General features: G+C 61.7%; 12 protein-coding genes. 5 read left to right on the top strand and 7 right to left on the bottom strand.

The window, feature by feature from the left end:
- Nucleotides 1-27 precede the first annotated feature (27 nt).
- Nucleotides 28-1,689 carry an NAD(P)/FAD-dependent oxidoreductase gene (locus BLS51_RS22730; protein WP_090189453.1) on the bottom strand — a complete coding sequence of 554 codons (1,662 nt, stop codon included), beginning with the start codon at nucleotides 1,687-1,689 and terminating at the stop codon, nucleotides 28-30.
- Nucleotides 1,690-2,020: 331 nt separating this feature from the next.
- Nucleotides 2,021-2,245 carry a hypothetical protein gene (locus BLS51_RS29550; RefSeq protein WP_139168770.1) on the bottom strand — a complete coding sequence of 75 codons (225 nt, stop codon included), beginning with the start codon at nucleotides 2,243-2,245 and terminating at the stop codon, nucleotides 2,021-2,023.
- A gap of 472 nt (nucleotides 2,246-2,717) precedes the next feature.
- On the opposite strand from BLS51_RS29550, the gene BLS51_RS22725 reads away from it, so the two are divergent.
- Nucleotides 2,718-5,612 (top strand): TonB-dependent receptor domain-containing protein, encoded by a 2,895-nt coding sequence (locus BLS51_RS22725; protein WP_229207711.1) that lies wholly within the window; start codon nucleotides 2,718-2,720, stop codon nucleotides 5,610-5,612.
- Between the two features lie 107 nt (nucleotides 5,613-5,719).
- Here the strand turns inward: BLS51_RS22725 and BLS51_RS22720 are convergent, their stop codons facing one another.
- The gene (locus BLS51_RS22720; RefSeq protein WP_090189457.1) at nucleotides 5,720-7,015 is read right to left on the bottom strand and encodes an aspartyl/asparaginyl beta-hydroxylase domain-containing protein; all 1,296 of its coding nucleotides are present in this window, start codon (nucleotides 7,013-7,015) and stop codon (nucleotides 5,720-5,722) included.
- Nucleotides 7,016-7,180: 165 nt separating this feature from the next.
- Nucleotides 7,181-7,906 (bottom strand): 16S rRNA (uracil(1498)-N(3))-methyltransferase, encoded by a 726-nt coding sequence (locus BLS51_RS22715; protein WP_090189460.1) that lies wholly within the window; start codon nucleotides 7,904-7,906, stop codon nucleotides 7,181-7,183.
- Nucleotides 7,907-8,026: 120 nt separating this feature from the next.
- On the opposite strand from BLS51_RS22715, the gene tkt reads away from it, so the two are divergent.
- Entirely contained in the window at nucleotides 8,027-10,021 is a 1,995-nt protein-coding gene (gene tkt / locus BLS51_RS22710; RefSeq protein ID WP_090189462.1) for a transketolase, read from the top strand.
- Nucleotides 10,022-10,069: 48 nt separating this feature from the next.
- Nucleotides 10,070-11,080: a type I glyceraldehyde-3-phosphate dehydrogenase gene (gap, locus tag BLS51_RS22705; RefSeq protein ID WP_090189465.1), complete on the top strand. Its 1,011-nt coding sequence runs from the start codon at nucleotides 10,070-10,072 to the stop codon at nucleotides 11,078-11,080.
- A 49-nt stretch (nucleotides 11,081-11,129) separates the two neighbouring features.
- Here gap and BLS51_RS22700 read toward each other — a convergent pair whose 3' ends face one another.
- From BLS51_RS22700 to glnE, 3 genes are all read right to left on the bottom strand, one after another.
- A complete protein-coding gene (locus tag BLS51_RS22700) occupies nucleotides 11,130-14,012 on the bottom strand; it encodes a TonB-dependent receptor domain-containing protein (protein ID WP_090189467.1) in 2,883 nt (960 codons plus the stop codon).
- A gap of 241 nt (nucleotides 14,013-14,253) precedes the next feature.
- Nucleotides 14,254-14,706, bottom strand: a complete 453-nt coding sequence (locus BLS51_RS22695) for a cache domain-containing protein (protein ID WP_090189469.1) — start codon at nucleotides 14,704-14,706, stop codon at nucleotides 14,254-14,256.
- A gap of 100 nt (nucleotides 14,707-14,806) precedes the next feature.
- On the bottom strand, nucleotides 14,807-17,548 hold the full coding sequence (gene glnE, locus BLS51_RS22690) for a bifunctional [glutamate--ammonia ligase]-adenylyl-L-tyrosine phosphorylase/[glutamate--ammonia-ligase] adenylyltransferase (protein ID WP_090189471.1): 2,742 nt from the start codon (nucleotides 17,546-17,548) through the stop codon (nucleotides 14,807-14,809).
- 78 nt (nucleotides 17,549-17,626) lie between these two features.
- Between glnE and BLS51_RS22685 the strand changes: the two genes are divergently transcribed.
- Both BLS51_RS22685 and BLS51_RS22680 read left to right on the top strand, forming a co-directional pair.
- On the top strand, nucleotides 17,627-21,808 hold the full coding sequence (locus BLS51_RS22685; protein WP_090189473.1) for a YhdP family protein: 4,182 nt from the start codon (nucleotides 17,627-17,629) through the stop codon (nucleotides 21,806-21,808).
- Entirely contained in the window at nucleotides 21,805-22,605 is an 801-nt protein-coding gene (locus BLS51_RS22680; protein WP_090189475.1) for a carbon-nitrogen hydrolase family protein, read from the top strand. Before BLS51_RS22685 ends, BLS51_RS22680 begins: the two co-directional genes overlap by 4 nt.
- Nucleotides 22,606-22,633: the final 28 nt, after the last annotated feature.

The following is a 22,633-nucleotide window of genomic DNA, read 5'->3' as shown; positions in this document are numbered from 1 at the left end:
TGTCAGGTCTGACAATCGCACACGAGCTCATGTACCAATGTCAGACCTGACACCGGAATTCCGCGCGGCCATCGACAGGGCGACGGCTTCGGCGACCTTGATGCCGTCGACGCCGGCCGACAGGATGCCGCCGGCGTAGCCCGCGCCTTCGCCGGCCGGGAACAGGCCGCGCGTGTTCAGGCTTTGCAGCGTGTCGTCGCGGCGCTTGATGCGGATCGGCGACGAGGTGCGCGTCTCCAGCCCGGTCAGCACGGCGTCGTGCTTGAAGTAGCCCTTGAGCTGCTTGTCGAACGCCGGGAAGGCTTCGCGCAGCGCGCTGACGGCAAATTCCGGCAGGATCTGCGCCAGGTCGGTCAGCGTGATGCCAGGCTTGTACGACGGCACCACCGCGCCAAACTCGGTCGATGCCTTGCCGGCCACAAAGTCGCCCATCAGCTGGCCCGGCGCGTTATACGTGCCGCCGCCCAGCTTGAATGCCTTCTCTTCGAGGTCGCGCTGGAAGGCGATGCCAGCCAGCGGGTGGCCCGGATAGTCGACTTCCGGCGAAATGCTGACCACGATCGCGCTGTTGGCGTTGCGCTCGTTGCGCGAGTACTGGCTCATGCCATTGGTGACCACGCGGCCCGGCTCGGACGCCGCCGCCACCACCGTGCCGCCCGGACACATGCAGAAGCTGTACACCGCGCGGCCATTGGCGGCGTGGTGCACCAGCTTGTAGTCGGCCGCGCCGAGGATCGGGTGGCCGGCGTTGGGGCCGAAGCGGCAGGCGTCGATCAGCGATTGCGGGTGCTCGACGCGGAAACCGATCGAGAACGGCTTGGCTTCAATATACACGCCGCGTTCATACAGCATTTCAAAGGTATCGCGCGCGCTGTGGCCGATCGCCAGCACCACGTGCTGGGTGGCGATCTTCTCGCCGCTCTCCAGCGTGATGCCGCGGATCTGGCGGCCGTCGGCGGTTTCCTCGACATCGATGTCGGTGACCTTGCTCTCGAAGCGGTACTCGCCGCCCAGCGCTTCAATGGTTTCGCGCATCGATTCCACCATCTTGACCAGGCGGAAAGTGCCGATGTGCGGCTTGCTGACGTAGATGATTTCCTCCGGCGCGCCAGCCTTGACGAACTCGGTCAGCACCTTGCGGCCGTAATGTTTCGGGTCCTTGATCTGGCTGTACAGCTTGCCGTCGGAGAAGGTGCCGGCGCCGCCTTCGCCGAACTGCACATTCGATTCCGGATTCAGCTTGCGCTGGCGCCAGAAGCCGAAGGTGTCGACGGTGCGTTCGCGCACTACCTTGCCGCGCTCGACGATGATCGGGCGCAGGCCCATCTGCGCCAGGATCAGCGCCGCCAGCAGCCCGCACGGGCCGATGCCGATCACCACCGGGCGTTGGAAATCCGGGTGCGCGGCCAGCGCCTGGCCGTCGGCGACATAGTTGTATGCCATGTCCGGCGACGGCATCAGGTGCACATCATGCTGCAGGCGTTGCAGCACGGCTGCTTCATTGGCCACTTCGATGTCCAGCGCGTAGATCAGCACGATGGCGGATTTCTTGCGCGCGTCGTAGCTGCGCTTGTAAACAGTGAAGCCGAGCAGGTCGGCGGCGGGGATGGACAGGCGCGCCAGAATGGCGGCAGACAGCGCCTCCTCGGCATGGTCGAGAGGCAGCTTTACTTCGTTGAGTCGCAACATGATGGGTTCCTGGTAGGACGCTGTTTAGGCGTCATGGCTTGGTCAGGCCGATATTTTACCGTCTTGACCGGGCCTGCGCCGAGGTGAATTTGTCTTGCAATGTTGCAACTTGAAACCTTGTGGGGATATCCGGGTTTAAAGTCTTTATAGAAGTTTTAAATAACAGAGTTTGTTTCAACATAATTAATTGTTGCTGGTGGCCGCCTGAGCAGCCATGCAAAATCTTCACTACTGAAGCATTCAGCAGGCTTGCAAATCCTCAGTTTGTTGTAAAAGGGCGACTTGCACCAAATTGGTTCAAGCCTGCACCGTGGCCCGAAAACCCTGTTATTTAATTGCATCCGAGCATGTAATTTGTAACATCGGAGGTGAAAAGCACGGCGGCAAACTGCGCCTTTCGATGTGGTTTGTTTTGGTTAGCCGCTGGTTTTCGTTGATTTTCAGTGGCTATTTGTGCACAGGCGAGAAATTTTGATGACAGTATCCGGAATATCTGCTTTTCATGCAGCAGGCCAATAAGTGTGCTGATCTGTTGTTTTTCTGCGATAGTAATCATGATTCAAGGATAACTTTTGATATTCATAAAATAAGTTTTTGCCCGCTTACGGTGCGTTTTTGCCGATCCTGTTGTTTAAAAAAGACAATTACGAAATAGTGCTAAAAATATAACATTCGTATAAGCTTACTTGTTTTTTGCATGACGCTCCAAAGCGGTGCGATTTTTTTTAGCACTGTCCGCTCGGACGTCCGGCCCAACGCAGATGCGTTGACAACGCTTCGCAGGCTATGTTTCCATGAACAACGGAAAGATTGGTGTTTATTTCACTGAGCATGAAACAGGCACCGATAAGACCGAGAATAAAATTGAATTGGATTGCCCGCAAAATTCGGATTTTTTTTATCCAGATTAATTCGTGTTTTGGCTTGGTTTATATAAAAAGGGTCGTTTTGTTTTTATTAAAAATAAAAATGAACCGTCTAATAATCACACTCCCATGGGAATTGAAACAATGATCAAGGAAACAGTCTTGTCTCGCTCGATCCGCCTGATGTCCGTCGGCGGTGTCGTGCTCGGTATGCATGCTGCGGCAATGGCACAGGAAGCCGCGCCAGAAGCCATGCAAAAAGTGGAAGTTACCGGCTCGCGTATTCCGACCCTGGTGACCGAAGGCTCCAGCCCGGTGACCGTGCTGAGTGCCAAGGACATCAAGGCCGATGGCGTGCGTACTGCAGAAGACCTGCTGAACAACCTGCCACAGGCTTTCGCTGGCCAGGGCGCTGCCGTGTCGAACGGTGCAACCGGTACCGCTACCGTCAACCTGCGTAACCTGGGCGCCGACCGCACTCTGGTGCTGGTCAACGGCAAGCGTCTGCCAGCGGGTAGCGTGCAAACCTCCGCGCCTGACTTGAACGAGATTCCAACTGGCCTGATCAAGCGCGTTGAAGTGCTGACCGGCGGCGCCGGCGCCGTCTACGGTGCGGGCGCGGTCGCGGGTGTGGTCAACTTCATCCTGCGCGACAACTTTGAAGGCGTGGAAGTCCAGGCCAATCTGGCCGGCTACAACCACTCACAGCACAACGATGTGGCGTCGGTGGTCAAGGCCCGCAACTATCCAGTGCCAGGCGATGCCAACTTCGATGGTAAAACCAAAGACGTGAGCGTTCTGATGGGCGGCAACTTTGCCGACGGCAAAGGTAACGCGACTGTCTACTTCAGCTACAAAGACACCGATGCCGCCCTGCAATCGCAGCGCGACTTCACCTCGTGCGCACTGTCTGGCGGCTCCGCCGGCTACAGCTGCTCGGGTTCGGGCACCCAGGCCAGCGGCCGCGTGACCACCTCCAAAGGCGCGTTCACCAACGGCGGCAACGGCACGGTACGTGCTTACAACGCCACTACCGACGCGTACAACTTCGGTCCGTTGAACTACCTGCAGCGTCCTTCGAAGAACTACAACTTCACCGCCCAGGCGCACTACGACCTGAACGAGAAAGCCCGCGTCTACAGCGAATTCGGCTTCCACAACTACTCGACCGACGCGCAGATCGCTTCGGGCGGTATCTTCTACGGTGTACAGACCACGCTGCGCGGCGACAACCCGCTGCTGAGCGATGCCTGGCTGAACGCACTGGGCCTGACCAAGGGCGATCCAACCTCGACCACGGTAGCCACCATCGGCAAGCGTAACGTCGAAGGCGGTCCACGTATCAGCTCGATCAGCGACACCTCGTTCCGCGAAGTCCTGGGCGTGAAAGGCGAGATCAACAACTGGAGCTACGACGTATTCGGCCAGTACGCCCGCGTCAACCACTCGGAAAAGAGCAAGAACTACTTCTCCGCAGCACGTATCGCCAAGGCCATGGATGTCCGTCCTGACGCCAGCGGTAAAGCAGTCTGCGCCTCCGTCATCAGCGGTGAAGATCCTAACTGCGTACCGTACAACCTGTACGGCGGCGCCATTACCCCGGAACAACTGGCTTACCTGAGCACCTCCGGTCAGATCAGCGGCTATGTGCAGCAGATCATCTACGGCGGTAACATTGGTACCGACCTGGGCAACTACGGCATCAAGACGCCTTGGGCAACCGGTGGTCTGGGTGTGTCGTTCGGTGTCGAACATCGTTCGGAAAAGCTGGTCTTCGATCCGGATGAAACCTCGCTGTCGGGCGACCTGTCGGGCGGTAGCGGCGCAGCGCCTCCACTGACCAACGGCTATTCGGTCAAGGAAATCTTCGGTGAGTTCCGCCTGCCACTGCTGGAAAACGTCGCCTTCGCCAAGTCGCTGAACCTGAGTGGTTCCTACCGTCATTCGGACTACAGCACCGAGCGCAAAACCAATACCTACGGTGCTGGTGTTGACTGGGCCGTGGTGGATCAGTTCAGCCTGCGCGGCAGCTACCAGCGCGCAGTGCGTGCACCGACCATCGCCAACCTGTACAACCCGCAATCGGTTGGCAACGGCGGTCCTGCACAAGACCCATGCTCGGGCGCCATCGGCAGCACGACTCTGACCGCTAGCGCAGCAGAGTGCGCACGCACCGGTGTTACCGCTGCCCAGTACGGCCATATCGAGAACAACTCGGCTAACCAGTACCAGAGCCTGACCGGCGGTAACCCGAACCTGGCACCAGAGCGCGGCACCACCTACACCCTGGGCCTGGTGCTGAATCCGGTGAAAAACCTGACGCTGACGCTGGATTACTTCAACATCAAGATTGAAGACACCATTTCGACGGTGGATCCATCGATCGCTCTGAACCAGTGTCTGACCACCGGCAGCCCGATATTCTGCTCGCTGGTCAAGCGTGACAACCAAGGTTCGCTGTGGCTGACCACCAACGGCTACATCACCGCCACCAACGCCAACATCGGTTCGGTTGGCACCACCGGTTTCGATCTGGGTGCAGCGTATAACCAGCGTATGGGCCAATGGGGTAGCCTGGGTCTGAACCTGAACGGCACCCTGATGAAAACCTCGACCGTTGAAAACGTTCCGGGCCTGGGCGAGTACGATTGCGTCGGCTACTTCGGCGCAACCTGCGGCACCCCGACTCCGAAATGGCGTCACAAGTTCCGCGCCAGCTGGTCGACCCCTTGGAAACTGGATATCGCTGCGACCTGGCGCTATATGGGCAAAACCAAGTCGGAACTGCTGAGCGACAACGAACTGCTGGGCGGCGCAGCACCGGCCAAGATCGAAGATCACCTGGCTTCGCGTAGCTACTTCGACCTGAACCTGCAGTATCCACTGACCAAGAAGATCACTTTGAGCGCAGGTATCAACAACCTGTTCGACAAAGATCCTCCACTGGTGTCGACCAACGTGACCGCTGCTGCTGGCTTCGCCAACGGCAACACCTATCCACAGGTGTACGACTCGCTGGGCCGCTTCATCTACATGAACGTGACCGCACGTTTCTAATCTGAGCTAGCTCAGTCCAGACGGCGCCTTCGGGCGCCGTTTTTTTTTCGTCCGAAGCAAATAACAACGGCGCCCGCAGGCGCCGTTGTCATCTGGCAGCAAGAGGCTCAGCCGCCGTAGCCGCCTTGCTGGCCACGGAAGCGGTTGATGCCATCGGTGAGGGCGGTGATCATCTCGCGCTCGGCCGGCGACAGGTGCGGATGCCAGATGTCGAAAATCATGATGACGCGCAGCTTGTCGCTATTGTTCCAGGCCTCGTGCTCGATGGTGTCGTCGAATACCCAGGCCTGACCCGGCACCCAGGCGCGCGTTTCGCTGCCGACGCGGAAACCGCAATCGGATGGAATAATCAGCGGCAGGTGGGTCAGCAGGCGGGCGTTGCTGGCGCCGACGTGGGCCGGGATGCGGGTCTTCGGCTTGAGCAGCGAGAACATCGCCACCGGCGTGCGGCCGGGCTGGTCCGGCTGCGGCGCAGCGGCCAGCAATTCCATGGTGCGCGGGCACTGGGCGATGTTTTCCGGCACCGGCACGCCATCCTTCAGCAGATGGAAGGCGCTCCAGTCAGGTGAGTTGTTCAGTTCGGCGAGCTGATTGTGCGGCACGTCGTCGGCATAGGTCAGGTAGGGCGTGAAGCCTTGCTGGCGCTCCAGCACCTGCAGGAATTCATCGCGGATGACGTCGGTGCCGGCCTCGATCGCATCCAGCCACGGGAAGTTTTCGCGCGGGAAAAAGGCGTAGGGCGCCAGGCCGGGATAGTGGTACAGCAGCGATTGCGAATCATAGCGGCGCTTACGGCCGAGCATGATGTCAATCGAGTCGCGGAAGCGGCGCAGGTCATCGCCACGGTGCTCCTGGTACTGCTGTTCGAGGAAGTCGTCGAGGAAGCGGCCATAGCCGGCATTGTAGTCGTCGACATAGCGCATCGCATGTTCCACCGCGCCGCGCAGGCCAGGTTCGAGCTGTTCCAGCGGCGGCGCCACCGCTGCCACCGCGCCATACACCGAGGCCGACTGGTGGTTCTTGCCCTGGCGCTCCAGCAGGTTGGCGCGCATGATCAGCGCCACCATGTGCGAAGGATCGGCCACCAGCGCCTGATGGATGGCATTTTCCTCGCCGGTTTCGTCCTTCATGCCCTGGCAGGCCAGCGCCAGGTTGATCCAGCTTTGCGGATCTTCCGGAGCGGCTGCGGTCAGCCGGGTGAAGGCGCGGTGCGCGGTTGCCACGTCGCCGTAGCGGAAGGCGCGCTTGCCGAGCGCGCTGAGGGCAAGGGGGTGTTGAGGCTGCAGGTCAAGAATGCGCGCCCACATGCGTGCCGCGTCTTCTTCCTTGCCGCCCTGGGCCGCCTGGATGGCGGCCGCTTCCAGCATGGAAATCTCTGGCTGTGCTGCGCGAGAATTGAGCATTTGATGTATCACTTCCGACAGTTACGTTGGTATGGAGCGGAAAACCGCGCATGGCCATGAAAAAAATTATAGCCCTGCAGCTTTCATTGCAAAATCCATGCAAGCGTAAAACTAGGTTAATGCCGGAAGCAATGCATCATTTTGTTACATTCATGCTACATTTCGTTACATGCCTCCCCAAAATGCGGCAAGCATGGCCAGCGCCGACAGGCCGGCGGTCTCGGTGCGCAGGATGCGCGGGCCCATCGCCAGCGGCAAGGCACCGTGGCGGATGGCGTCGCTTTCCTCTGCTTCGTTGAGGCCGCCCTCGGGGCCGACCACCAGCGTCACCGCCTGCGGCGGCTGGTGTTTCGCCCAGTCGGCCAGCGACTGTTCCGCGCGCGGCGTCAGGATGATGCGGCGGTGCAGGTCCTGCTGGGTGATCCACTGTTTATAGTCTTGCGGCGCGGCCAGCTGCGCCAGCCGGTTGCGGCCGCTCTGCTCGGAGGCCGAGACGATGATGCCCCGCCAGTGCTCCAGCTTCTTCTCGGCGCGCTCGGCCGACAGCCGCACCACGCAGCGCTGCGCCGCCAGCGGCTGGATGCCGGACACGCCCAGTTCGATGGCTTTTTCGATAATCCAGTCCATCTTGCTGCCCTCGGGCAGCGCCTGTGCCAGCGTCACCGCGAACGGCAGCTCGACCTCGCGCGCGGTGTGCGCCTTGATCTCGACGCTGGCGCTGCGGCGCGCCACCTCGGTCAGCACCGCCGTGTATTCGCCGCCGTCGCCATTAAATAGTGTGATCAGCGCGTCCGGGGCCAGGCGCAGCACTTGTATATGATGGGCGACCGTGTCCGGCAGCTGGACCAGCTGGCCGACGGCCAGCGGCTGGGGGCAGAAAAAGCGGGGCATACGTAAGTCCGGTCAAGTTAGAGCTGCAATTTTAAATGGTCCATGTCATCGTCTGGTAAAATAATGGGCTCTGCAAGCGCCGCCCTTGCTCACAGTTTCCATACTTCCGTGATATCTACGATGACTTCTACGCTCCCACACCCACAAAAGGCTAATGCGATCCGCGCGCTGGCCATGGACGCCGTCCAGAAGGCCAATTCCGGCCACCCAGGCATGCCGATGGGCATGGCCGAGATCGCTGTTGCGCTGTGGAGTGGCCATTACCGCCACAACCCGGCCAACCCAGGCTGGGTGAACCGCGACCGTTTCCTGCTGTCGAATGGCCACGGCTCCATGCTGCACTACGCGCTGCTGCACCTGAGCGGCTATGCGGTGACCATGGACGACATCAAATCGTTCCGTCAGATGCACTCCAAGACGCCGGGCCACCCGGAAGTGGGCTACACCCCGGGCGTAGAAACCACCACCGGCCCGCTGGGCCAGGGTATCGCCAACGCGGTCGGCATGGCGCTGGCTGAATGGCTGCTGGCAAGCGAATTCAACAAGCCAGGCCTGGACGTGGTCGACCACTACACCTACGCTTTTGTCGGCGACGGCTGCCTGATGGAAGGCATCTCGCACGAAGCCTGCGCACTGGCTGGCACGCTGGGCCTGAAGAAACTGATCGCCCTGTACGACGATAACGGCATTTCGATCGACGGTAAAGTCGAAGGCTGGTTCACCGACGACACCCCGGCGCGTTTCGAAGCCTATGGCTGGAACGTCATCCGCGCGGTCGATGGTCACGATGTCAACGCAGTTGCAGCCGCCATCGAAGCCGCCAAGCAAGCCGGCAAGCCAACCCTGATCTGCTGCAAGACCGTGATCGGCAAAGGCTCGCCTAACCTGCAAGGCGGCGACAAGGTGCACGGCGCCGCGCTGGGCGACAAGGAAGTGGCTGCCGTCCGTGAATACATCGGCTGGAGCGCCGCCCCGTTTGAAGTGCCGGCCGACGTCTACGCCGCCTGGGACTTCAAATCGGCCGGCGCCACGCTGGAAGCCGACTGGGCTGCCAAGTTCGCCGAATACACCGCCAAATACCCGCAAGAAGCCGCAGAACTGAGCCGCCGCATGGCCGGCGAACTGCCAGGCAACTTCGACGCCGCGCTGGCAGCAGGCATTGCCGCTACCGTCGAGAAGAAAGAAAACATCGCCACCCGCAAGGCCAGCCAGAACGCGATTCAAGCGCTGGCGCCAGTGCTGCCGGAATTCCTTGGCGGTTCGGCCGACCTGACCGGTTCCAACCTGACCAACTGGAAGGAAATCACGCCAGTGCGTTCCGGCCAGCCAGGCAATCACATCAACTACGGTGTGCGTGAGTTCGGCATGTCGGCGATCATGAACGGTGTTGCCCTGCACGGCGGCTACATCCCGTTCGGCGCCACCTTCCTGACCTTTGCCGATTACAGCCGCAACGCGCTGCGCATGGCTGCGCTGATGAAACAGCGTTCGATCTTTGTGTTCACCCACGATTCGATCGGCCTGGGCGAAGACGGCCCGACCCACCAGTCGGTCGAGCACGTCTCGTCGCTGCGCCTGATTCCTAACCTGGACAACTGGCGTCCGTGCGACACCACCGAATCGATGGTGGCGTGGGGCGCGGCGGTCAAGCGCAAGGATGGCCCGTCGACGCTGATCTTCTCGCGCCAGAACCTGCCGTACCAGGAGCGCAGCGACGCGCAGATCGCCGATATCGCCCGCGGCGGCTACGTGCTGAAAGAAGCGGCCGACGCCAAAGTCACGCTGATCGCCACCGGTTCGGAAATCGAACTGGCGCAAGCCGCTGCCTCGGCGCTGGCTGCCGAAGGCATTGTGGCGCGCGTGGTGTCGATGCCGTCGACCGATGTGTTCGACCGTCAGGAAGCCGCCTACAAGGCCGCCGTGCTGACCAAGGGCGTGCCACGTGTGGCGATCGAAGCCGGCGTCACCGACTTCTGGTACAAATATGTTGGTCTGGAAGGCGCTGTGGTCGGTATCGATACCTTCGGCGAGTCGGCGCCGGCGGGCGTGCTGTTCAAGCATTTCGGCTTCACCGTCGAAAATGTCGTCGCGAAAGTCAAAGCGGTCATTGCTTAATCTATAATTGCTGGTTGCATTAACAATATTTTTAATCAGGAGCAAAGTATGACGATCAAAGTAGCAATCAACGGCTACGGCCGCATCGGCCGTAATGTACTGCGTGCTTTCTACGAAGGCGGCAAAAAGCAAGACATCCAGATCGTGGCGATCAATGACCTCGGCGACGCCAAGTCGAACGCCCACCTGACCCGCTACGACACCGCCCACGGCAAGTTCCCTGGCACCGTGGAAGTCGATGGCGACAACATGATCGTCAACGGTGACGTGATCCGCGTGTTCGCTCAGCGCAACCCGGCTGAAATCCCATGGGGCGACCTGGGCGTGGACGTGGTGCTGGAGTGCACCGGCTTCTTCACCACCAAGGAAAAAGCTTCGGCCCACCTGAAAGGCGGCGCCAAGAAAGTCATCATCTCGGCACCGGGCGGCAAGGATGTCGACGCCACCATCGTCTACGGCGTCAATCAGCAAGTGCTGAAAGCCACGGACACCGTGATCTCGAACGCTTCGTGCACCACCAACTGCCTGGCGCCGCTGGTCAAGCCGCTGAACGACGCCATCGGCCTGGAAACCGGCCTGATGACCACCGTGCACGCTTACACCAACGACCAGGTGCTGTCGGACGTGATGCATGAAGACCTGCGCCGCGCCCGTTCGGCCACCATGAGCATGATCCCGACCAAGACCGGCGCTGCCGCTGCGGTTGGCCTGGTGCTGCCTGAGCTGAACGGCAAGCTGGACGGTTTCGCGATCCGCGTGCCGACCATCAATGTCTCGCTGGTCGACCTGTCGTTCATCGCCAAGCGCGACACCACCGTCGAAGAAGTCAACGCGCTGATGAAAGCCGCTTCGGAAGGCGCGCTGAAAGAAGTGCTGACCTACCAGACCGAACCGCTGGTATCGATCGACTTCAACCACAACCCGGCCTCGTCGAACTTCGATTCGACGCTGACCAAGGTGTCGGGCCGCCTGGTCAAAGTGTCGTCGTGGTATGACAACGAGTGGGGCTTCTCGAACCGCATGCTGGACACCACTGTTGCACTGATGAACGCGAAGTAATCTTCGCTGTTGCATGCAGAAGGCCACCTCGCGGTGGCCTTTTTTTCGTCTAGCGGAAGCGGTACTCGGCGGTCACGCGCACCGAGCGGCCCTGGACGTCGGCGATGTTTTGCGGGATCACGCCGCCTTGCTCGGAGAACTCACGCAGGTCAAGCGGTGGCCGGCGGTTGGTGATGTTGCGCACGTACAGCGACAGCGTCAGGTCCTTGATGCCGCTGTAGCTGAAGGTGTAATCCAGCCGGCCGTAAGCCTTGACCTGGCATTCGCTGGCGTTCCACTCCAGGTCGACGCAACCCTGGTCGGTGTAGACCTCGTCGAAGAAATCGCCGTGCAGCGAGGTCTTGCTCTGGTACACCAGGCGCAGGCCGTTGCTGAAGGCGCCCGTGCGCAGCGTTGACGTCAGGTTGGCCACGGTTTTCGGATAGCTGTAGCGGCCGGCCAGATTGTCGCCGTAGTCGTTGCGTGTCGAGCTGAAGTTTTTCAGCTGCAGCAGGCGGGTGGCGTTCAGGCCCAGGTCGACGCGGCCGATGCCGGTGTCGAAGCGGGTGTTGGCGCTGAGGTCGATGCCGCTGGTCTTGGTCCGCGACACGTTCTCGAAGCGGCCCGAGGTTGACAGCAGCGGCCCGGTGGTGACGCCGTACTGGGCGCGCTCGGCGGCGGTGAAGGTTTTGTCCGATGCCAGCGCGCCACGGGTGATCACGCCTTCCGGCTGGTCGGCCTCCGAGGCCAGCAGGTCGTCGGTCGACTTCAGGCCGATTTCATCCTTGCGCTCGATGTGCCAGTAATCCAGCGACAGATTGCTGCCCTTGACGGGCTCCAGGACGAAGCCGACGGTGGCGCTGCGGGTGGTTTCAGGCTTCAGGCCCGGATTGTTGCGCACCACGCTGGCGACGCCTGCCGCACATTCGTTCTGTTCGACGATGTCGGCGCGCGCCAGTTGCAGCGCCTGGTTGGGATCGCTATCCGGCAGCGCGTTGGCGGCGGTGCGCAGGTCGCGCGCCAGCGCACGGGCCTGGTTGCAGCGCTTCGGATCGGTGACACCGTTATCGAAGGCGAACTTGCTCGATTGCGCACTTTCGGTCAGGTTGGGTGCGCGGAAGCCGCCTTCATAGGTGCTGCGCAGCATGAAGGCCGGCGTCACTTCCCAGCGCGCCGCCACTTTTGGCGAGGCATGGGCCTTGAAGCCAGGGAATTTGTCGATGCGGGCGGCGCCGACCAATTCCAGCTTGTCGGTGACGGGCAGGTTGACCTCGGTAAATACCGCCTCGGTGGTGCGGCTGGCGTCGGCACTGGCGGCGCCGTAGCCGACGATGTCGCCGTTGGCCAGGTTGCTGGTCGGCGTGATCTTGAATTTCTCATGGCGCACCTCGCCGCCGACCGCCAGCGCGATGGCGCGCTCGCCGATCTTGCCGATCTCGCCGCTGATCTTGCCATCGATGAAATATTGCGTGATCTTGCCGTCGTAGCCCTGTTCAGGGAACAGCTGGCGCAGCACTTCCGGCGAGTTTTGCTGGCCCAGCTTGTACAGGCCGTTGAAGAAATTCGGGTCGGCTGCCGTGTATTCGCAATAGCCGGGGAAGTTGGCCTCGCAGTTTGGGTCGCCGGCCAGCGTCCGGGTGTAGTCGCCGACCACCGCCTTGAAGCCGCTGTCGCTGAGCGCGCCGTTGTTGCGCGACCAGGTTTTGCTGCCCATGACGCCGACCGCCGTATCCCAGTCCCAGCGCTCCGACAGCGTGCCGCGCAGGCCGGCCAGCGCGCGGTACTGGTCGCTATCATTCGGATTGCCGCGCGGCGCGTCGGCATAGCGGTAGCGTAGTTCCAGCGGTTCGCCGGTGGTGTTGAGCGGCGAATCCGGCGACAGGAAGCGGTAGCCGAACAGCTTGCCGGCGCCGGTGGCCGGGTTGCCCCACACCGTGTCCGGGTTGGTCGAGCCATAGGTGCCGGGCGCCGAGATGTAATTGGTCTTGGTCTTGGAGTACAGCACCTCCGAATAGGCCTCCACCTGCTCGCTCAGCTTCAGCTTGCCGGAGACCAGCGCGCTGACGCGCTCGGCCTTCGGCACTGCTTCGAACTGGGCGAAGCGGTCGTAGACGCACAGGCCGGCGGCATTCAGCGTGGTGCAGCCGGTCACCGGTCCCTGGCCGATCAGGTTGCCGGGATAAGAGAAAGTGGACGGCGCGCCACGGTGGCCGAACATGGCGCCGCTGCCGGGCGCCACCGCCGAGAATTTATCGCCGTAAGCCGGGTTGATGTCATCCAGCACATCGCGCCAGATGACGCTGTCGCGCTTGAACACCTCGATGTTGGCCAGCACATTGTAGCCATCCTTTTGATAGTCGCCGAAGCCGCCGGTGAGGCTGGCGGTCCTGGTCTTGAACTGCTCGTTTTTCAGCGATTGCTGGTAATTGGCGCGCAGCTGCACGCCCTGGAAATCGTTGCGGGTAATGATGTTGATCACACCGGCGACCGCATCGGAACCGTAAATCGCCGAGCCGCCATTGCGTAATATTTCCACCCGCTCGATGGCGTCCAGCGGTAATGAATCGAGATTGGTGAATACCTCGTTATAGTCGGCCAGGGCATACGGTGCGACCCGGCGTGAGTTTAATAACACCAGCGTCGATTGTTTGCCGAGATTACGCAGCGAGGCGGAAGAGGCGCCGCTGGCAAATGAATTCGAGCCGCCGATATCGGATAAAGCGCTGCTATCCGAGGAGGTCAACGTATCGATAATATCTCTTACCGAATTAACGCCAAGGCGGGTAATTTCTTCGCGGCGCAATACTTGTACCGGCGTGGCGGTTTCCACATCAATACGCTTGATATTGGAACCCGTAATAATCACTTTCTCCATGGGCGCATCCTGGGCATATGACGAACCCAGCGTTAAACCGACAGCAATGACGCTGGCTTTCAAGGCGATGTTATTCATTCAGACTCCCTCGTGGTTATTTGAATCGTGGGTGCTGCTGATTCAGTATAGGAAGCAAATAAAGATTGTTCATGGATGAGTGGACATGAATACAACGGAGTCCATACATTCAATCGTGCGCAGGGAAGGGCGTGCTAGACTGGTTTTTGGTACGTACATGCCATTTGTTGGCACGATAGTGTGGTATGGACGCAAAAAAGCCGGGTCGAGCCCGGCTTGTGGGGGGAGCGAAGCTTGCGACTTATTTGTAAGCGCCGGAACCGATCAGGAAGTCGTCGACTTTCTCGACATAACCGGCTTTGGATTCCACTGCCTTGGTTACCGGATTCGGCCATTTAAAATCGACCCAGCCGCTGCCCTTGGTTTTGGCGACCTCCACCATTTCCTTAATCATCAGCTTGCCTTCATTATCCTTCAGGCCGATTAAAGATTTTCCCACCATTTTAGGATTATTGCCGTGCGCTAAAGCCACGCCATTAAAGTCATACACGTAGATATATAAATCGCGGTCATGGAAAGTGGTATTGGCTGGATCGGCGATTGCCGCAAACGCTTTTTCCTTGCCGTCGGATTTAACCAGGGCCACGGCTTTTTTCACCATGGCGACTGCTTCTTCCTTGCTGCCTTTATCCGCTGCCGAAGCCATCCCACATATTGCAAGACTGAAAGCGGCTGCTGCTAATAATGTCTTCATGCGAGTCCTCCAAGGTTTAAATGACAGCGCGCCCCAACTGCGCCTTTATTATGACTAGCCATAGTAGCGCAGTGGGCAGCGTATGCGTCGTTTGACGTTGCTAATTGGCAACGCCGCCACCAAACAAGCTGGTCCACAAAGCGCGGACCTGGGCTGCCTGCTCGGCCACCAGCTCCGGCGCGATGCGGGCCAGGTCCTGTCCCTGCAGGCGCAACTGGTGTTGCAGCTTGCGATAGTTGCGGTAAGCGTCGGCCACGCTGGCGGCCAGGCCGGCGTCGATCAGGCCCAGCTCGGCGCAGATACGCAATAGCGCAATATTGCCAAAATTATCAGTCAGCTGCGGATAGGTGCAGGCGTGCTGCAGCACCAGGTATTGCACGATGAACTCGATGTCGATCATGCCGCCCGGGTCCTGCTTGAGGTCGAACAGCGCGCCGTTGTGGGGATGGGCGTCGACCATGCGCTTGCGCATGGCAATCACTTCCTGCTTCAGCGGGCCGTCGGCCGGGCGTTCCTTGCGCAGCACGGCGTCGCGGATCTGCTCGAAGCGCTGGCCGATGGCAAGGTCGCCGGCGCAGTAGCGGGCGCGCGTCAGCGCCTGGTGTTCCCATACCCAGGCCGCATTGCTCTGGTATTTCTCGAATGCCGTCACGGTCGACACCAGCATGCCGCTGGCGCCGTCCGGGCGCAGCGCGGTGTCGATGTCGAACAGGATGCCGGCCGAGGTGTGCGAGGTCATCCAGGTGATGAAGCGCTGCGCCAGCTTGGCGTACTGGGCCGGCGCTTCCTGGTCCGGGTCGTCGTACAGGAAGATCACGTCCAGGTCGGACACATAGCCCAGCTCCTTGCCGCCCAGCTTGCCATAGGCGATGACGGTGAACAGCGGCACCTCGCGGTGGCGCGTGGCCACCGTCTGCCAGGCCGCCTTGATGGTGGCGGCAACGATGGTGTCGGCCAGCGCCGACAGGTGGTCGGCCAGCTTTTCCACCGTCAGGTCGCCGGCCAGGTCCTGCGCCAGCAGGTGGAACAGCTGGGCGTGGTGGATTTCGCGCAGCACGTCCATCTGCCGCTCGGTGTCGCCGGGACAGGCGCTCAGCTGGGTGTCAATATCGCTGGCCAGCGCCACCGGGTCGAACACGGCGGTGCGCACGCGGTCGTCCAGCAGCTCGTCCAGCAGGATAGGGTGCTGGCTGAGGAATTGCGCGGCCCAGCCGCTGGCGTGCACCATGCGGATCACCCGCGCCAGCGTGTGCGGGTATTCGGTCAGCAGCGACAGGTAGGCTGAACGGCGGGCGATGGCTTCAAGGAAATCCAGCAGCCGGCCCAGCGTGGCCAGCTGGTTGCCGCCGCTGGATTCCTGCGCGGCCTGGATGATCAGCGGCAGCGCGGTATTGATCAGCCCTTGCAGGCGGTTGCGGCTGGCCTCCGGCATCGATTGCAGACGTGGCGCCTGCCAGGTGGCGATCAGGCGCTTGGTGGCGTCTTCCGGCTGGTCGAAGCCCAGCGCGGTGAAGCGGGCCACCATCGCTTCGCGGTTGTCGGGATCGGCGCATTCATTGCTTGATTGCAGGTCGATATCGTTTTCGCTGCTTTCGGTCTTGTCCGAGAACATCTCGTCGAACTGGCCGGCGACGAACTGGCGGTGCGCGTCCAGCTGCGTCAGCAGCGTGGCCACGTCAGGCAGGCCCATCATTTTGGCGACGGTCTGGCGATCCTCGTCGCTGGCCGGCAGCGTGTGCGTCTGGGCGTCGTCCAGGTATTGCAGGCGGTGTTCCAGATTGCGCAGGAAGGTGTAGGAAGCCAGCAGTTGATAGACGATGGCGTGACTCAGCAAGCCTTTCTCGGCAATGATGCGCAAGGTGGTGCGGGTCGAGCGGTCGCGCAGGGCGGCGTCGCGGCCACCGCGGATCAGCTGGAATACCTGCGCCAGGAACTCGATTTCGCGGATGCCGCCACGCCCCAGCTTGACGTTGTTGCTGCGGTCCGGGTGCAGCCGCTCCTGGCGGTTGACCTCGGCACGGATTTGCGCGTGCATATTGCGGATGGCGTCAATCACGCCAAAGTCCAGGTAGCGGCGGAAGCAGAACGGGCGGACAATCGCCTCCAGCGCGGCGATATCCTCGGCGCGCCCGGTGACAGCGCGCGCCTTGACCCAGGCGTAGCGCTCCCACTCGCGGCCCTGCACGATCAGGTAGTTTTCCACCATGCCCAGGCTGGCCGCCAGCGGACCGGAGTTGCCGTTCGGTCGCAAGGCCATATCGACGCGGAAAGTGTAGCCATCCTCGGTGATCTCGGCCAGGGCGGCGATCAGCTTCTTGCCCAGGCGGATGAAGAATTCATGGTTGGACAGGCTGCGCTGGCCCGGCCCGGCGGCGGTGTCGCCGTCTTCCGGATAGACGAAAATCAGGTCGATGTCGGACGACACATTCAGTTCGCCGCCGCCTTGCTTGCCCATGGCCAGCACCATCATTTCCTGCGGCAGGCCGGAATCATGGCCGATCGGCTGGCCGTGCAGCGCCACCATTTCCGTGTGCAACTCGGCCATGTGTTGTTGAATTGCAAAGTCGGCAAAGCGTGTCATGGTCTCCACCACTTCCGCCAGGTTGGCCTTGCCCTCCAGGTCGCGCCGGATCAGCGTGCAGACCAGCAGGTTGCGCAGCCGGCGCATGGCGCGCGGCAGCGGCAAATTGCCATGTGCTTCTATTTGTAAATAATCATTCAGATTGATTTGATCCAGCGATAATTGCGAGAGCGCATCAGCCTTGGCGGCACGATCGGGCGCGGCCGCGAGCCAGCGTTGATAGAAGCGGGAGGCTAACGGGGAGACGGACGGTGAACTCATAGAGGGATAAGGTAGAATTGCTCCAAAAACCGAGTTTAGCTATTTATTTGATGCATGGCCTGATTTATTAGCGTATTGATGCAAAAACCAGAAGAGGAGACCGTGACAGGCGAGGGCCCGTTGGCCGCGCGCTGGCATCGGCTCAGTGCCGCCTATCGGTTCTGCAACCAGGCCACCCACCATGTGCTGGGCTTCACCGTGAAGCTGGCGCTGCTGTTGTATTTCGCCTTCACCATCCTGTTCCTGACGCTGCGCTATGTGGTGCTGCCGAATATCGACCACTACCGCGACGATATCGAGCGCGCCGCCAGCCACGCGGTCGGCAACCAGGTGACGATTTCCCGCGTGTATGCGTCGTGGAGCGGTTTCCGTCCCAACCTGTTCCTTGGCGACGTGGTGCTGCACGACCAGCACGGCCGGCCTGCGCTGACGCTGCCAAGCGTGTCAGCCACGCTGTCGTGGTGGACAGCGGTGACCGGCACCGTGCGTTTCCATGCGCTGGAGTTGCACCGCCCCGACCTCAACATCCTGCGCGACAATAACGGCAAACTGTACGTGGCCGGCATCTTTATCGATCCCGACAAGCCGAGCGACGGCAAGGGCCTGGACTGGTTGCTGACCCAGCGCCAGATCGTCATCCACGAAGGCCGGGTGCAATGGACCGACCGCACGCGCGTCGCGCCGCCGCTGGCGCTGGACAATGTAACGCTGGTGTTGATCAACAACTGGCTGCACCATGAATTCTCGCTGCGCGCCACGCCGCCGGGCGCACTGGCGGCGCCGCTGGATGTGCGCGCCGATTTCAGCCATCCGGCGTTTGGCGCGCGCATCTCCAACGTGTCGATGTGGAAGGGCGAGCTGTACGCCGACCTGCGCAACGCCGACCTGCTGGCGTGGAAAAGCTGGATCGATTATCCATTTGAGTTGAGCAAGGGCAGCGGCTCGCTGCGCGCCTGGGTTGGCGTCGACCAGTCGCGCCTGACCGGCTTCACCGCCGATGTCGGCCTGAACGATGTCACCGCTGTGCTGGGCAAGGACTTGCCGCTGCTCGACTTGCAGCAAATGAGCGGCCGCATCGCCATGCACGAAGACATCCGCCCGCCGCTGGCGCGCAAGGGCGCGAGCACGCCGCGCTTCGGCGCGCTGGGCCACACGCTGGAATTGCGCGACCTGACGCTGACCACGCGCGATGGCCTGGTGATGGCGCCGACCTCGCTGTCGGAAACCTATGTGGCGGCGGCCGGCGCCAGGCCGGAAAAAGTCGAAGTGCGCGCACGTCAGCTGGACCTGCAAACCATCGCCGGCCTGGCCGAACGCTTGCCGCTGTCCGAGCGCCAGCATCAGATGGTGGCCGGCTTCGCGCCGCGCGGCCTGCTGAAAAATTTCTCCGCTGAATGGCAGGGCAGCTTCCCGGCCTTGCAGACCTATCGCGTCAAGGGCGACCTGGTGGGACTGGGCCTGAAGCCGCAGCCACCGCGCCTGCCGCAGGCCAGATCCGGCAAGACGCCCGCCATCGCCGGCATGCCGGCCCTACCCGGTTTCGACAATCTCAGCGGCGCGATCGACGCCACCGAGCAGGGCGGCAGCTTCAGCCTGAACTCGCAGCAACTGGTGCTGCAAATGCCGGATTACTTCGCCGAAGCGTCGATGCCGTTCGATCACCTGAACCTGAAGGCGCGCTGGTCGTTTGAGGCGGACAACAATCTGCTGTTCCAGATCGACAGCATGGACTTCGAGCAGGAAGGCCTGCAAGGCACGCTGCAAGGCACGCACCTGCTGTCGCTGGCCGGCAAGGGCCCCGGCAAGGCCGACCTGAGCGGCACGCTGACCGGCTTCCAGATCAACCGCATCGGCCGCTACCTGCCGATGCAGACGCCGCACGACATCACCCACTGGCTGACCGGCGCGCTGGAGGGCGGCACGGCCAGCGACGTGACGATACGCCTGCGCGGCGACCTGGCGCATTTCCCCTTCCACGGCGAGGGCAAGGCGCATGGCGAGTTCCGCGTCGCCGGCAAGTTGACCGACGCCAAACTGAACTACGAGCCTGGCTATTACCTGCACGACGGCAAGGAGCTGGGCAAGGATGGCAAGCCGCTGCCGCTGTGGCCGCAAGCCGAACACATCAAGGGCAGCTTTGTGTTCGAGCGCGCGCGCATGGAAATCCGTGGCGACACCGCCACCACTGCCGGCGTAGCGCTGAGCAACGTCAAAGCCGTGATTCCTGACCTCAGCATCCACGATTCGATGCTGGAAATCGACGGCAACGCCGCTGGCCCGATGCAGGAATTCCTCAAGTATGTGGCGATCAGCCCGGTGCTTGGCTGGATCTCGCACTTCACCGACGAAACCCAGGCCACTGGCAACGCCAAGCTGGCGCTCAGCTTGCGCATTCCGCTGGCACACGCGCTGGATACCAAGGTCAACGGCACGCTGACGCTGGCCAACAACGACATCACGCTGATGAACGATTTGCCGGTGGTGCAATCGTCGCAGGGCAAGATCGAATTCAACGAACACGGCGTCAACCTGAACCAGCTGTCCGGCAACTTCCTTGGCGGCCCGGTGTCGATTACCGGTGGCAGCCAGAAGGATAATTCCATCGTCGTCAAGCTGGGCGGCTTGCTGACCGCCGACGGTTTCCGTCAGGCCTACCCGATGCCGGCCATGCAGCGCCTGGCTGATCGTTTCAGCGGCAGCACGCGCTACAGCGGCACGGTGACGGCGCGCGACCACCAGTTGCAGATTGCCGTCGATTCCAGCCTGACCGGGCTGGCGCTGGACCTGCCGGCGCCGCTGCAGAAAAGCACCACCGACAGCATGCCGGTGCGTTTCCTGCTGAACGCCGGCCTGACGCCGGATGCTGGCGGCCTGCTGCATGACGATATCCGCATCAGCCTGGGCAGCAGTGTCATGGCACGCTACCAGCGGCAGAAAATGACGCGGCAGCACTGGAAGCTGGTGCGCGGCGGCATTGGCGTCAATACGCCGGCGCCGGAACCGGACAGCGGCCTGGCCTTCAACATCAATATGCGCGAGCTGAACGTCGACAACTGGCTGGACTTCGGTGACGCCATCGCCGGCCAGGGCGCGGCGGCGGCAAGCGCCTCGCCGGCACTGGACGCTACCGACTTCACCCAATACGTGCTGCCGGATGCGATTGCCGCGCGCTCCAGTGAGCTCATCATTGGTGGCCGCAAGCTGGAAAACATCGTGGTCGGCGTCACCCATCTGAAGGGCAGCTGGCAGGCCAGCATCGACTCCACCCAGGCGAATGGTTATGTGACCTGGATCGAGCCGTCCACCGGCGCCGGCCTGGGCAAGGCGACCGCGCGCCTGTCGTCGCTGGTGATCCCTGCATCGGCCTCCAGCGAAGTGCAGGAGCTGCTGGATGGCAAGAGCGCTGCTGCCACCATCCCGGCGCTGGACGTGGTGGTCGAGCGCTTTGAGCTGTTCAACAAGCCGCTCGGCCGGCTGGAATTGCAGGCGCATAACGCGCAGCTGCCGAATGCGCGCGAATGGCGCGTCAGCAAGCTGTCGCTGGCGAATGCCGATGGCGAGCTGAATGGCAGCGGCAAATGGGTCAGCAAGAGCGGCGTGCATGACACCAGCCTCAACTTCAACCTGGCGATCCACGATGCCGGCAAGCTGCTGGAACGCTTCGGCTTCGCCGACACAGTCAAGAACGGCAAGGGCACGCTGAAGGGCGATATCGCCTGGAAGGGCGTGCCGTATTCGCTGGACCTGCCGAGCCTGTCCGGCCAGATCGCACTCAATGTCGAGAAGGGCCAGTTCCTCAAGCAGGACCCGGGCGCCGCCAAGCTGCTGGGCGTGCTGAGCCTGCAAGCCTTGCCACGCCTGCTGAAGCTGGACTTCCATGACGTCTTCTCCGAGGGACTGGCGTTCGACGGCATCACCGCCAGCGCCACGATCGAGCGCGGCATCGTGCGCACCGATAACTTGAAAATGCACGGCGTGGCCGCAACTGTGCTGATGGATGGCGTGGCCGATATGGCCAATGAAACCACCAACCTGCACGTGGTGGTGATACCCGAGGTCAACCTGGGCACGGCGCCGCTGGTGTATGCGCTGGCGGTCAATCCGGTCATCGGCCTCGGCAGCTTCCTGGCGCAGCTATTCCTCAGCGCTCCGGTGATGAAGGCGCTGACTTATCATATGCAGGTGTCCGGCCCGTGGAAGGCGCCGGTCGTCACCAAGCTGGACGCCACCAAAACCGAACCGCCCAAAGGATCGCCATGAACCATACTGTTGCCGCCATTCAAATGATTTCCTCGCCCACCGTGGATGAAAACATCGCCACCGCGCGCCGCCTGGTGACGCAGGCCGCGCAGGCCGGGGCCAGGCTGGTGCTGCTGCCGGAATACTGGGCCATCATGGGGCTCAACGACAGCGACAAGGTCAAGGTGGCCGAACCGCTGGGCCAGGGGAAGATCCAGGATTTCATGTCCGGCCTGGCGCGCGAACTGAACATCTGGCTGATCGGCGGCACCTTGCCGCTGGCCTCTGACGACGCCGAGAAAGTCATCAACACCACGCTGGTGTATAACCCGGACGGCGCGCATGCCAGCCGCTACGACAAGATCCACCTGTTCGGCTTCAGCAAGGGCAGCGAATCGTACAATGAATCGAAGACCATTGTGCCGGGCAAGAACGTGGGTGTGTTCGAAGCGCCATTCGGCAAGGTTGGCATGTCGGTGTGCTATGACCTGCGCTTCCCGGAACTGTTCCGCGCCATGGGGCCGGTGTCGCTGATCGTCGTGCCTGCCGCGTTCACCTATACGACTGGCATGGCGCACTGGGAAATCCTGCTGCGCGCGCGTGCCATCGAAAACCAGTGCTACGTGCTGGCGGCGGCGCAGGGCGGCATCCACCCGAACGGTCGCCGCACCTGGGGCCACAGCATGCTGATCGATCCATGGGGTACGGTGAAGTCGGTACTGGCCGAGGGCGAGGGCGTGGTGCAGGGTGAAATCGACCTCGAATACATGCAAGGCGTGCGCGACAGCTTGCCGGCCTTGAAACACCGGACCATGTGATATCCACTACAATGCCGGTAACACCTCA

Origin of the sequence: Duganella sp. OV510 (assembly GCF_900100205.1) — a bacterium.
In the GTDB taxonomy this organism is placed as follows: Bacteria; Pseudomonadota; Gammaproteobacteria; order Burkholderiales; family Burkholderiaceae_D; genus Rugamonas.
This window is presented reverse-complemented; position numbering and strand designations above follow the sequence as displayed.

Coding starts and splice junctions, on each gene's coding strand:
- BLS51_RS29550 (WP_139168770.1), bottom strand. CDS start 2,245: ATGATTACTATCGCAGAAAAACAACAGATCAGCACACTTATTGGCCTG.
- BLS51_RS22730 (WP_090189453.1), bottom strand. CDS start 1,689: ATGTTGCGACTCAACGAAGTAAAGCTGCCTCTCGACCATGCCGAGGAG.
- BLS51_RS22695 (WP_090189469.1), bottom strand. CDS start 14,706: ATGAAGACATTATTAGCAGCAGCCGCTTTCAGTCTTGCAATATGTGGG.
- BLS51_RS22720 (WP_090189457.1), bottom strand. CDS start 7,015: ATGCTCAATTCTCGCGCAGCACAGCCAGAGATTTCCATGCTGGAAGCG.
- glnE (WP_090189471.1), bottom strand. CDS start 17,548: ATGAGTTCACCGTCCGTCTCCCCGTTAGCCTCCCGCTTCTATCAACGC.
- BLS51_RS22715 (WP_090189460.1), bottom strand. CDS start 7,906: ATGCCCCGCTTTTTCTGCCCCCAGCCGCTGGCCGTCGGCCAGCTGGTC.
- BLS51_RS22685 (WP_090189473.1), top strand. CDS start 17,627: ATGCAAAAACCAGAAGAGGAGACCGTGACAGGCGAGGGCCCGTTGGCC.
- BLS51_RS22680 (WP_090189475.1), top strand. CDS start 21,805: ATGAACCATACTGTTGCCGCCATTCAAATGATTTCCTCGCCCACCGTG.
- tkt (WP_090189462.1), top strand. CDS start 8,027: ATGACTTCTACGCTCCCACACCCACAAAAGGCTAATGCGATCCGCGCG.
- BLS51_RS22700 (WP_090189467.1), bottom strand. CDS start 14,012: ATGAATAACATCGCCTTGAAAGCCAGCGTCATTGCTGTCGGTTTAACG.
- gap (WP_090189465.1), top strand. CDS start 10,070: ATGACGATCAAAGTAGCAATCAACGGCTACGGCCGCATCGGCCGTAAT.